Here is an 11,418-nt window from a genome sequence, read left to right as displayed (position 1 = left end):
CCGGATTCGGTAGTTCTCTACGTAGTTTCCTGGATGCCCCGCAGTGACCCGGGACGCGAAGATACGGGCCCCCGGGTTTCCCTGGCCGGAGCGAAAGGACCACGTGTTGGGCTGGATCATCTTTCTCGCCGTCATTTTGGCCCCGTCCTTGATCGGCTTGACCTTCGCGGTCCGTACCGCCCGCCGGGTCGGCAAGGCGGACCGGGCGATGCGTGCGCTTGCTGCTCGTCCTGACTGGGAGCAGCTCAAGCGCGACAAGGACGGGGCGCAGTGGTCCGGTTATGCGATCCACTTTCCCTGGCTGCTGCGCGCGCAGCACGGGACCACCGTGACCGGCCCGCTCGGTGAGCACCGGGTCACCGTCGCCAGGCTCGTTGAGAACCTGACGAGCAGGGTCGACGCCCACTGGCTGGTCGTCGTGTTCGACGTGCAGGGCAGCGGACCGAACATGCGTCTGGAGCGGCATTGGAGTGCGGCGGAGCTCGGACTCAGCTTCCACAAGGATGCGCCGTACCTGCCGATGAGCGACGACCACGCGGGGACGACCGAGAGGTTCCATGCCTCGGAGTTGCCCGAGCGCCTGGTCGAGCTTGCCGGACCGGCGGTCTCGGTGACGAAGGACGGGGTCTGCTTCGTCCACCACCCGCTGCCGGACGTGGTGGACATGGACAGGCTGCTGGAGGAACTGGCCGGGATGCTTCCGCACCTCCTCGCGCTCGCCGGGGACAGCGCCCCGGAGCGCTGAACATCCTCACGGGGCCTGGCGACTGTCCAATCACCGGCGGATCTCGGAGGAAGGGGCCGGTTGTCCCGGACGTGTCGTTTGCTGAGTGTGGCGACGGTGGACATATCCCGTCGGCGGTGTCCTTCGGGCAGGAGCGGACCGTCGGGCTGATCGAAGAAGAGGAGGTCCCGGGTGACCGGGCTCAGAGGCTGGGGAAGACGGCCGTGAAGAACAGCCACAGCAGGACGGCCCAGAAGAGCGCCGCTGCCAGTGATACGAGCAGGGAGCTGCGCCACTTCAGTACCAGGAACGGGAACAGCACGAGGGCCGCCCAATGTCCTGCCACGTCGATGGTGATGCGGGCGGCCTCGCCCAGGGTTCCTGCGCGCCCGGAGGCGATACGGCGCAGGAGCCGCTGCGAGACGAAGCCGTACAGTCCGAAGACGATCGGGAAGAACCACAGTGGTGTGATCGTGACCAGCTCGGACTCCGAGAACTCGTTGAACATGACCATGTAGATGAGTCCGGCCCCCATGAGGCCGCCGATCAGCGCGGTCACGTAGAGGGCGGTCAGCCCGATCGGCTCGGTGGCACCGGCCGGCACGGGCACGGGCACGGGCGAGGCATAGGGAACATCGCTCTGCGGGACCCGGACCACTTGGTGACAGTGGGGGCAACGGGCGTCCTGCCCCGCCCGGTCGGCCGGAGCCGAGATCAAATGCCCGCAGGAGGCATGGAATTCCATCTGCTGACCCGGGTTCATGCGTTGCCTTTCCTGTACCGCTGGAGGAGCGATCATCGCAGCGGCGACATGGCTCCGGCATCCGGGGAACCACGTAGTGGAACACGTAGTCGTGTGGACCCACGTGGGCGTGGACGGTGACGGCTCGTCACTCCTGCCAGGGCCGCCACTCGTCCTAGTCGTCCCTGCGCCACAGGCTGATTCCGCGCTCGCGCAGCGCCGTACGCAGTTCGTGCGGCGCCAGCCAGGAGTGGAGCGGGACGAGGCCTGCGGTGTGGAGCCGGCCCGACAGCAGGTGGTCCACGGCGATACCGGCCAGCAGGGAGGGAATGCGCCCGCCCTCCTGCCGGGCCGTCATCCCCAGCCGCCGCGTGATGGGCCGCCCGCCGCGCTCACCGCTCACGGTGACGGTGAAGCCGCCTGCCTCGTCGCCGACCCGGCCGACGAGCCACGACACCGCGCGCACCAGGGGGGTCCAGTGCCGGGTGGCCCGGGGGCGGCCGGTGCGGGCCCGCAGGGCGGCGAAGAGCCCCAACGCACGGTTGACGGAGGGGAATTCGGTCCCCGCCTTGAAGGTGATGGTTCCGGCACCGCACAGTTCGGCCAGGACGTCGAGGTCGGCCATCTCGTACACCTGGTGCACCAGGCGCCTGCCGACCGGTGGGGCGAACAGTGTCCACTCGGGTTCGGACCAGCCGTGCACCATGGTGGGCACGCCCCCGCGAGGAGCGGTGAAGGGCAGTCCGGCGCCGTGCATCATCGCCTCGAACATCGCCGGGCCGCGGTGCCGCCGGGTGTCGGGGGCGGCGCAGCACAGCACCGTGTCGACTCGGTCCATGCCATGTGCGAGGTCGTGGACGATCAGTGCCTGCAGGCCCGGCACGACGGACGCCCCCGTGAGCACGGGAGCCGTCGCCGAGCGGGCCAGCGTGCTCGCCGCGCGCACAAAGGCCCGGTCCTCGCCGATGTCGACGTACGGCACTCCCGCGGATACCGCCGCCCGCAGCGGCCCGAGCGGGTGGCTGCCGGGGCCGTCGAGGGCCTGGAAGGGGCCTGCGCAGTGCACGACGGCGGCCGCGTCACCCAGGAGTTCGGCCAGTCGCTCGGAGGCGTCACGGTCGCCGGCGGCCCAGCGGACCCGGTCGGACGCGAAAGCGGGACGAGGCGCGCTGCGGGAGACGACGGTGACGCGGACGTCGGGTCGGCGCAGCAGATCGGCCACGACGTAGCGGCCGTAGAAGCCGCTGCCCCCGACCACAACGATGTTCGATTCCCCCATGCGGTGGCATGCTACTGGCCGCCGCACCCGACAATACGGTCGTGTTCACATCACGTGAGGCTTCTCCCATTCCCCGTGAGCGGCTGCACCGACGGGTCTTCGTCGCGGCCGGCGTCTACAACGTCGTCTGGGGCTGCTACGCGGCCGTCGACCCGCAATGGCTGTTCCGGGTCGCCGACATGCCCCCGCAGAACCACCCGCAGATCTTCATGACACTGGGCATGGTGCTCGGCCTGTACGGGCTGCTCTACCTGGACGTGGCCCTGCGCCCAGCCGAAGGCGTCCCCATCGCGGCGGTCGGCCTGGCCGGCAAGATCCTCGGACCGCTCGGGTGGCTGTGGCTGGCGGTCACCGGCGAGTGGCCTTTGGCCTCCGGTGTCATCCTCCTGACCAACGATCTGATCTGGTGGGTCCCTTTCGCGTTGTACCTGCACGACTGCCTGCCGCAGTGGCGCGCCCGGTACCTGGGAGAACGGCGGGGGCAGTGACACGATTGGCATCCGACGCGGCTCAGGTCGTGGCGTCCTCGAACTGGCCCAGAAAGCGGAAGTGGCCACCGGACGCCTGGAAGAGGTACAGCGCCTTCGTGGTGTAGCCGGTGCTTGAGCTTGTGTAGCGCAGCCGCTTGGTGATTCCTTGGTAGTCGGTCTCCCGCAGCCGCGCCACGAGCGGTCCCCGTTCAGTGAGGGACGCGCGCAGCGTCGTCAGCGCGCGGGCCACGAAGAGTGTCGCGTCGTAGGCCTCCGCGGAGTACCAGGGCGGGGCGGTGCCGAAGCGGTGGCGGTAGTCGGCGACGAAGGACTTCGCTGCCGTCACACGGGTCGGATCGAGGAAGGCGGTGGCGAAGACCCAGCCCTCGGCGGCGTCCGCGGCCACGGTGAAGAAGCGGGTGTCGAGGGCGCGTTGGGTGGCCAACCGGGCGCCGGAGTAGCCGGCGGCGCGCAGCGCTCGCGCCAGTTTCGCCGCGCGTTCGAATCCTCCGGCGAACAGCACTGCGTCCGCCTTCCAGTCGGTCACCGTCTCGGCGAGGGCACGGAAGTCGTCGGCCGTGTCGTCCTCGGCAGCGAGAGTGTGCCGGGTCGTGGTGCGCTGTCCGGATCGCAGCGCCTGTTCGACGTCCGCGCAGAGCTGCCAGCTGAAGTCGCCCTGGGCCGCGTCGTCGATCAGCACCGTTCTGCGCGTTCGGACGGTGCGGACGAGGTGGGCGACCAGAGGTGCCGCCAAGTTGCGGTCGGGGGGCCGAGTGGCCGCGTACGTCCGGTACCTCGCGGCGGACACTCCGTCGAGCCCGACCGACACGCAGACCATGGGCAGCAGCGCCTTCCGGTACTGCTCAAGGACGGCCTTGGCGCAGGCGTCGGTGGTCGGCCCGATCACCGCGCGGACCCGGTCGTCGGCCGACAGTTGCAGCGCGATCTGCTGTGCCCGGGTGATGCTGCCCGCGTCGTCGTGCGCCTGGAGGGCGAGGTCGAAGGCGCGGTCGGCACGGGAGTTGAAGCGGTCGACGGCGAGCCGGACACCGTTCTGCTGCGCCAGGCCGGCCGTCTTCTGGTCTCCCGTCAGATCGGCGTGCAGGGCGACCACCTGCTCCGGAAGCCGTGTGCCGCCCCCTTGTGCCGGCGCGCGGCGGGGGCGACCCGCGGTCCACCAGGTGGCAGTGGCGCCCGCCGCCACGACCCCGGCGGACGAGCCCAGCATCAGCAGGCGGCGCCGCGTGGTGCCCTTCGACCATTCCTGCCCGCCCGGCATCGTGTCGGCGCCTGCCGGGGCGCCGGACACCTCGGTCGCCTCGACCGCGGGCAGAGCGAGGACGGCGGCCGAACGGCGTGCGATCAGCCGGGTGAGCGACTCCGGCAACCAGCCCCCGGCCTCGCCCTCTCCACCGTGCCCGAGGTCCAGAGCCGCCCGGACCTCGGGCACGGTGGGGCGGGCGCCGGGCTCCTTCGCCAGGCAGGTCCGCAGCAGCGGCAGCAACGGCGCCGGTACGGCGTCCAGGTCGGGCTCGTCGTGGACCGTACGCACCAGCGCCTCGGCCGCCGAGCCCCACCCGAACGGGCGCTCGCCCGTCACCGCGTACGCCAGCAGACAGCCGAGCGAGAAGACGTCGCTGCCCGGCCCGATCTCCCGGACGCGGCGCGGATGACCTTCACCGCGGCGAGCGAACCCCCACCGGAGCGGGCCAGGTAGACCACGCCCATGCCGCCCGCGCCGAGGCGTCGGAACAGCCGGTAACCCGCGATCCTGGCCGGGTCGGCTTCGCGCAACGGCTCCATCAGCCGAGCACCTGGCCTCATCAGCCGGCCACCTGGAACGGCGCCGGGCCCTGGTACGCGAATCTGCCGCCCTCGACCTTCCACAAGTAGACCCCGCTGCCGTCGGCCACCAGCGCCCCGGTCTCCTTGGAGAATGCGAGGTTCCGGGCGATGCCCTTGTGCGATCCCGATCGCAGTGCCGTCGCCAGAGTCTGCCGGGTGCGGCGCACCACGCTCAGCGACCGGAGCGTCTTCACAGCGAACTGCGCCACGTCGTACGTCTCCACGGCGTACCGCTCCGGCTCCGCTCCGAAGAGCGCCCGGTGGGCGGCCCTGAACGCCTTCGCCTCAGGCGCCACGGTCGCGTCCATGGCCGGGGCCACGATCACCCAGCCGTCGGCCGCGTCCCCCGCGGCGGACAGGAACCGGGCGTCGAGCACCCCTTGGGCGGCGGCCTTGGCTCCCGGGAAGTCCCGGCGGCGCAGTTCCTGGGCCAGCAGCGCGGCCCGGTCGTGGTAACCGGCGAAGACCACCGAGTCGGCGCCCCCGTCCAGCAGGGCGTCCAGGGTCGGCCCGAGGTCGGTGCGCAGCGCGCTGACCACCTTGGGCACGGCCGGCAGCGGGACCTTGCGCAGGACATCGGCGAGGGTGCTGCTGATCTCCCAGGCGTAGGCGTCCGCCGCCCGGTCGTCGACTATCCCGACCGTGCGTGACTTCGCCGTACCGCGCAGGTACGCGTCGAGATAGAGGGGCAGGAGCGTGTCCGTCACCCGGGCGTGGAGGAAGGACCGGCTGCCCATCACCTGCAGCACGGTGGCGCCGGGCGTCACCGCGATGAGCGGCAGCGACGCGGCGTCGTACGTCGCCAGCGAGGCCAGCGCGGTGTCGTCCGTGGTGGGACCGATCACCGCCAGCACGGAACGGTCGGTGACGAGTTCCTCGGCCGCCTTGGGTGCCCGGGCCGGATCGCCACCGTCGTCCACCGTTTTCACGGCGAGCGTGAAGGGCTTGTCCGCACGGGAGTTGAACTCGTGGACCGCGAGCCGCAGGCCTCGTTCCTGAGCCCTGCCGGCCGCTTTCTGGTCACCTGTCAGGTCGGCGTGCAGGCCGAGGGTGTACACCGGACCGGTGGCCGTCGGCGTGGCGTCGTCCTCGCCGCCGCCGTCACGGTCGAGCCCCGCCCACGCCGCCAGTCCGCCCCCGGCCGCGACGACCGCCGCACCTGCCGTCAGGAGCAGGAACCGGCGTCTGCCGACGGCACGGGCCGGCGGCTGCGAGGCCGCGGTGTCCGGCGGGGCGGTGCCGGCGGACGCGGGGTCGACCTCGGTCTCGTCGATGGCGGGCAGGGCGAGCCCGGCCGCCGAGCGTTCCGCGATCAGCCGGACCAACGGCTCGGGCAACCAGGCTTCGTCCGCGGGGAACTGGCCGTCGGCCGCCTGCTCGGTCTCGCCGTCGGCGACCGCATCCGGCGTGTCGGTGTCCTGCGGGGTCGTGAGACGGGCCGCCCGCAGTGCCTCCCGTGGGTCGGGTGGCGTTTCGGACGCGGTGACCGTGAGCGTCTCCGCCAGAGCCTCCGCTGTAGGCCGCAGCTGCGGGTCCTTCTCCAGGCAGCCGCGCACCACCTCGGCGAGCGGCCCAGGTACGCCCTCCAGGTCCGGGGCGTCGTGCACCGTGCGGTACAGCAGCGCGTCCAGCGAACCGGTGCCGAACGGAGGACGGCCGGTGGCCGCGAAGGCCAGCACACAACCGAGCGAGAAGATGTCGCCGGGCGTACCCAACTCCCCAGTGCCCTGGGCCTGTTCGGGTGGCAGGAAGCCGGGGGTGCCGACCACCACACCGGTCGAGGTGAGCGAGGTGTCCTGCGGATCGCGGGCCACACCGAAATCGATCAGCCGGGGCCCGTCGAGCGCCAGCAGCACATTGCCCGGCTTGACGTCCCGGTGCACGAGGCCGACGCCGTGCAGATCCCCCAACGCCTGGGCGAGCCGCGTCCCCAATACGCGCAGGCCCCGTACGGGCAACGGCCCATGGGCCGCGACGGCCTCACCGAGCGAAGGTCCCGGCACGAATACGGTGGACAGCCAGGGCTGCGCCGCATCCGGGTCCGCGTCGATAAGGGGCGCCACCCAAGGACTGGTCATCCGGCGGGCGGTCTCCGCCTCCCTGCGGAACCGTTCCCGGAAGCCGGCGTCCTCGGCGTACTCGGCCTGGATCACCTTCAGCGCGACCAGCGAACCACCCGCCGAGCGGGCCAGGTAGACCACACCCATCCCGCCCGCGCCGAGCCGCCCGAGCAGCCGATGACCCGCCAGCCTGGACGGATCGGAAGTACGCAACGGCTCCATCACTTCCCCTTCAACCGCTGCTGGACGCGCACCAGCATCTGCCCCAGGGCGTCGGCGCCCAGTTGTTGGAGTTCCTGCTCGGTGTGCCCCTTCGCGCCCGTCACGGAGACGGCCACGACGACGGTGCCCAGCCGGGCGACCATCCACCGGTACGGCTGTGCGGCACCGTCCTTGTCGACGTACTGTCCGGCCTCCAGCACGGAGTCATCGGCGTACTCCTGCTCGCGGGCGCCGAAGGGGGTGCCGAGCGAGTTCAGGCCCGTGATGCGCGAGTCGGCCCGGGGGTGCTGCTCCGGGCAGCGCAGGACTTCCTCCAGGGTGGTGCTCAGTTGTTCGTCGGCGCCGAGGGCGGAGGAGTGTGCGGTGGCCACGGCGGTCACTTTGACGGCACCCTTGGAGCCGGCGGCGGGCAGCAGACTGTAGCGGGACAGGCTGGCCAGCACTCCCCGAGGGGCCTTCTCCCGCTCCCAGCGGCAGCCGTTGTCCAGCACGGCCCAGGTGCCCGGCCGGCTCACGGCGAGATCCTGGGCGACAAAGTCCCGCCCCCAGTCACCCGGAGCGAACACCACCGACTCCACCAGCCTCTGTCCGTCCTTCGAGGTTCTGGGGACGAGGGACGCGTCGGGTGTGAAGACGGGGGTGGCGGTCGCCCCGCCCGACGGAGGCGCCGTGGCTTGCGGCGAGGCGGTCCGCCGCGTGGACCCGCTGTCCGCCGCCCCCTGGGCCGAACACCCGGCCAGCAGACTCCCCGTCACCAGGAGCGTCACCCAACCACCCCGTACGCCATGGGCGTTGCCTCTCACGCATTCCCCTCTGCACCGCTAGCGTTGTCCGACTGGTCGAACGTAGACGGCGGCGGGGACGGCGGCCTCAGTGGAAACACGTAATGGACTACGGGTTTCGCCATGTCGCAGGGTGTTCGGTGCGGAGGTGGCGTGGAGTACGTGGTTTCACGGATGTGCCGGTCCCCACGTTGCCGTCACACCGAGGTGATGCAGCCGCAGCTGCAGACGGCTGAGACCAGCGCCCACAACTGACCCACCGGCATCGCTCACGACCCGGCTCCCAGTCCGACGCGAGTCATGAGTCCGGCCAGGGCGGCGCGGGACGGCACCGACGCCTTGCGGTAGATCGAGGACAGGTGGGTCTCGACGGTGCGTCGGCTGAGGTGGAGCCGGGCGGCGATGTCCTGGTTGCTCAGCCCCTGCGCCACCAGTTCGGCCACCTCAAGCTCACGCGCGGTCAGTTCCGCGAGCTGCGCCGGGAGCTCCGGTGTCTCCGCCATCACCTGGGGGCGGATCAGTTCGGCGAGGTCCACCAGCAGGCGTGCGCCGCCGCCGACGGCGATGCGGTGTGCTCGGTGCCACATCGCTGCGGCGCGTGCTCCCTGCCCGGTGCGCTGCACCAAGGGCGCCGCCCGCAGCAAGGAATACGCCTCCCACAGGGTCTGGCCGCAGCGGACGTATTCCTGTGCCGCCGCGTCGAGGAGCCGTACGGCCTTGTCCGTCTCGCCGTGGTGCTCGGCCAGTGTGGCCTGGGCGCGCAGGGCGGCCGCGCGCTGACCGTCGAGGCCGAGCCGGTCGGCCTCGTGGGTGGCCTGTGCGGCCCAGCGCTCGGCCGCCTCGACGTCCCCGGCGGTGAGGGCCGCGGCCGCGAGGGTGTCGAGCTGGCCCGGACGGATCGACGGCTGCAGCAGGGGCAGTTCGGGGCCGCCGCCTGCCGTCGTGATGGCCTCCTGTGCGCGATGAGGGTCACCGCTGACGAAGGCCGCGTGCCCGAGCATGCACCAGGCCAGCGACGACCACCAGCCCCTGCTGCGACCGGCCGCGGCGGTGGCCTCCTCACCGGTGGCCAGGGCGCTTCCGTCGCCCAGCGGTCGGGCCAGCAACAGCACCAGCGTCTTGATGGCGAGGGTGAAGCCCAGAAGGTCGTCGCTGCCCGCGGCCCGGGCAATGGACTCCGCCTCCTCGGCGGCCTCCAGCGCGGACGGCAGACGGCAGGTGGTGAGGTGGACGAACGCCCGGCTCGTCAACAGGTGGGGCAGGACGTGGAGTTGTCCGGTGCGGCGGGCGATGCCCAGCCCCCGGGTGATGTGCCGCTCGGCATCGGCGTAGCGCTCCAGCAGGGTTTCCGCCCAGGCCAGCCAGACCAGCGCCTCGCACAGACCGGCGAGGCCGGGATCGGTCAGCGCGTCGGCGAGTGCCGCGGCGGAGTCGGCGAACCCGGCAGCCGCCTCCGTCTCGCCCTCGTACGCCTCGCCCAGGGCGGCAAGCGCGAGCGCCGCCGCCTCCCCGGTGGGATCGTCGTCGGCGCGGGCGACGGCGACGGCCTGCGCGACGTCCGCGCGTGCCTGCGGATAGGACGCGGTGAGTAGGGCGGACATGCCGAGGGCCAGGCGCAGGGAGACCGCCTGGGCGGGGGACGGGCCGGGATCGCGGGACAGCTCCCGGCGCAGCAGGGCGGTGGCCTCGGGGGAGTGGCCGAGGTGCCGCTCCATCACGGCGCACTGGGCGACGGCCCGCGTCCGCAGTTCTGGATGGTCCTTTCCGGCGGTCTCGATCAGGGAGTGCAGCAGGTCCCGGCTCTCCCGGAGGTTCCCGCTGACGCCGAGCGCGCGGGCGCGCGCCAGGACCAGTTCGCCGCGTTGGGCGAAGCGGTCGGGAGTGTCCGGCATATGGGTCAGGACGACATCCAGCAGCTGGCCGGCGATGGCCGGCGCGCTCGACGCGAACCGTGCGGCAGCCTCGGTGAGCACCTCCGCGGCCTGGGGATCCCAGTCGGTCAACGACCGTGCGACGTGGTGGGCGCGCTCGGTGGCGGGAGCGCCGCGGCGGGCGAGTTCCCGCGCGGCGCGGCGGTGGAATTCGGCACGCCGCCCCGGCGCGGTCCTCTCGTAGACCAGGGCCCGGACCAGGGGGTGGCGCAGCATCCACCGGCCACCCGGCCCGGCGCGCAGCAGATCGCGTGCCACCAGGGCTGTGGTCTCCTGCTCCACGTCCCGGACGGACAGCTCGCTCACCACGGCCAGCAGGGCGGACGAGGCGTGGTCGCCGAGCGCCGCGACCGCTCCCACGAGCCGGCGCTGCGACTCGGTGAGCGTCCCCAACTCGTCCAGCAGCAGCGCCGCGAGCCCGCCGGGCAGGCCCGCCACGTACCCGGACTCCGTGGCATCGGCGTGGGTGTCCGGGGTGAGGCGAGGCAGAGACGCCCCGGTGCGGTGGGCGTGCCCCAACGCCAGCAGATACAAGGGGTTGCCCTCGCTGGCGGCGTGCAGCCGCTTGGCCTGGTCCTCGGCAATGTCGGGAGCCAGCGCGAGGACGGACTCCTGCTCGGAGAGCGGCTCCAGGGGGAGGTGGAGCACGGTCCCGCTGTCCGCGCCGCGCGTCAGCGCCGCGGTCAGAGATGTCGGCGTCTGCCGGACCCGCCGGGCCACCACCAGCAGGACGCGTCCGCGCGCGGGGTGCCGGATCAGATGGTCCACAAGCTCGCGTGACGCGGGATCCGCCCAGTGCACGTCGTCCAGGGCCAGCACCAGACCGTGCTCACCCAGCTGCGTCAGGAACGCTGCGATCGCACGATGCAGCCCGAACCGGGCGGCGGCGCTCTCGACGGAACCGTCGCCCGGGGCCTGCCGGATGCCGTACAGCGCCGAGTGCACCTCGGCGAAGGCGGGGTCGGCGAGAGCGGCCTGTGCGCCTGGATCGGCATCGGCGAACGCGTCCGTGAACAGATGAAAGGGAACCTGCTGTTCATATTCGGTGGCCCGTCCGCGCAGTACGGTGAACCCGGCCCTCCGGGCCCGCGCGCACACCTCGTCGAGCAACCTGCTTTTACCGATGCCGGGTTCACCGACGATGTCGACGACCTCCGGCAGCTCGGAACGACCCAGGCCCGCGAGGATGGCATCCAGCCGTCCGAGCTCCGCCGATCTGCCCACCAGTCGCGCCACGTTCTCGTCCCCCCAATGGTGATCTCTCACCTGTGTCGATCTCTGTTTCCCCACAGGTCACCCTAAGGGAGGTTTTGTGCGCCTCCTTTGCGCGGGTCAGTGACTGCGAAGGTGACCCCCAGCAGGG

At 71.9% G+C, this 11,418-nt stretch carries 9 protein-coding genes; 2 read left to right on the top strand and 7 right to left on the bottom strand.

Translation table 11 applies throughout. From position 1 onward, the window contains the following. The first annotated feature begins 148 nt into the window (after positions 1-148). Positions 149-745: a hypothetical protein gene (locus CP983_RS43720; protein WP_167537626.1), complete on the top strand. Its 597-nt coding sequence runs from the start codon at positions 149-151 to the stop codon at positions 743-745. 181 nt (positions 746-926) lie between these two features. Here the strand turns inward: CP983_RS43720 and CP983_RS00750 are convergent, their stop codons facing one another. Next, complete coding sequence (locus CP983_RS00750; RefSeq protein WP_229914594.1) at positions 927-1,340, bottom strand: hypothetical protein; 414 nt, start codon at positions 1,338-1,340, stop codon at positions 927-929. Positions 1,341-1,641: 301 nt separating this feature from the next. Continuing rightward, on the bottom strand, positions 1,642-2,745 hold the full coding sequence (locus CP983_RS00745) for a saccharopine dehydrogenase family protein (protein ID WP_150498095.1): 1,104 nt from the start codon (positions 2,743-2,745) through the stop codon (positions 1,642-1,644). A 41-nt stretch (positions 2,746-2,786) separates the two neighbouring features. On the opposite strand from CP983_RS00745, the gene CP983_RS00740 reads away from it, so the two are divergent. Beyond that, positions 2,787-3,233, top strand: coding sequence for a hypothetical protein (locus tag CP983_RS00740; RefSeq protein ID WP_208852823.1), 447 nt, complete (start codon positions 2,787-2,789; stop codon positions 3,231-3,233). Positions 3,234-3,255: 22 nt separating this feature from the next. Here the strand turns inward: CP983_RS00740 and CP983_RS00735 are convergent, their stop codons facing one another. The 5 genes from CP983_RS00735 to CP983_RS00715 form a co-directional block, all read right to left on the bottom strand. Further along, positions 3,256-4,815 (bottom strand): ABC transporter substrate-binding protein, encoded by a 1,560-nt coding sequence (locus CP983_RS00735; RefSeq protein WP_150498094.1) that lies wholly within the window; start codon positions 4,813-4,815, stop codon positions 3,256-3,258. After that, positions 4,812-5,039 carry a hypothetical protein gene (locus tag CP983_RS45305; protein WP_150498093.1) on the bottom strand — a complete coding sequence of 76 codons (228 nt, stop codon included), beginning with the start codon at positions 5,037-5,039 and terminating at the stop codon, positions 4,812-4,814. The genes CP983_RS00735 and CP983_RS45305 overlap by 4 nt, the downstream gene beginning before the upstream one ends. Continuing rightward, positions 5,039-7,342 carry a bifunctional serine/threonine-protein kinase/ABC transporter substrate-binding protein gene (locus tag CP983_RS00725; protein WP_150498092.1) on the bottom strand — a complete coding sequence of 768 codons (2,304 nt, stop codon included), beginning with the start codon at positions 7,340-7,342 and terminating at the stop codon, positions 5,039-5,041. The genes CP983_RS45305 and CP983_RS00725 overlap by 1 nt, the downstream gene beginning before the upstream one ends. Beyond that, positions 7,342-8,145 carry a hypothetical protein gene (locus CP983_RS00720; protein ID WP_229914593.1) on the bottom strand — a complete coding sequence of 268 codons (804 nt, stop codon included), beginning with the start codon at positions 8,143-8,145 and terminating at the stop codon, positions 7,342-7,344. The genes CP983_RS00725 and CP983_RS00720 overlap by 1 nt, the downstream gene beginning before the upstream one ends. Positions 8,146-8,393: 248 nt before the next feature. Beyond that, on the bottom strand, positions 8,394-11,291 hold the full coding sequence (locus CP983_RS00715; protein ID WP_229914592.1) for a helix-turn-helix transcriptional regulator: 2,898 nt from the start codon (positions 11,289-11,291) through the stop codon (positions 8,394-8,396). Positions 11,292-11,418: the final 127 nt, after the last annotated feature.

It is taken from the genome of Streptomyces chartreusis, from assembly GCF_008704715.1.
Taxonomy (GTDB): Bacteria; Actinomycetota; Actinomycetes; order Streptomycetales; family Streptomycetaceae; genus Streptomyces; species Streptomyces chartreusis.
Note: the sequence above shows the minus strand (reverse complement) of the source record. Positions and strands in the feature narration are given on the sequence as shown.

Bases quoted from the DNA above. Each gene is read 5' to 3' on its own strand.
- CP983_RS00745 (WP_150498095.1), bottom strand. From the start codon at position 2,745: ATGGGGGAATCGAACATCGTTGTGGTCGGGGGCAGCGGCTTCTACGGC.
- CP983_RS45305 (WP_150498093.1), bottom strand. From the start codon at position 5,039: ATGAGGCCAGGTGCTCGGCTGATGGAGCCGTTGCGCGAAGCCGACCCG.
- CP983_RS00725 (WP_150498092.1), bottom strand. From the start codon at position 7,342: ATGGAGCCGTTGCGTACTTCCGATCCGTCCAGGCTGGCGGGTCATCGG.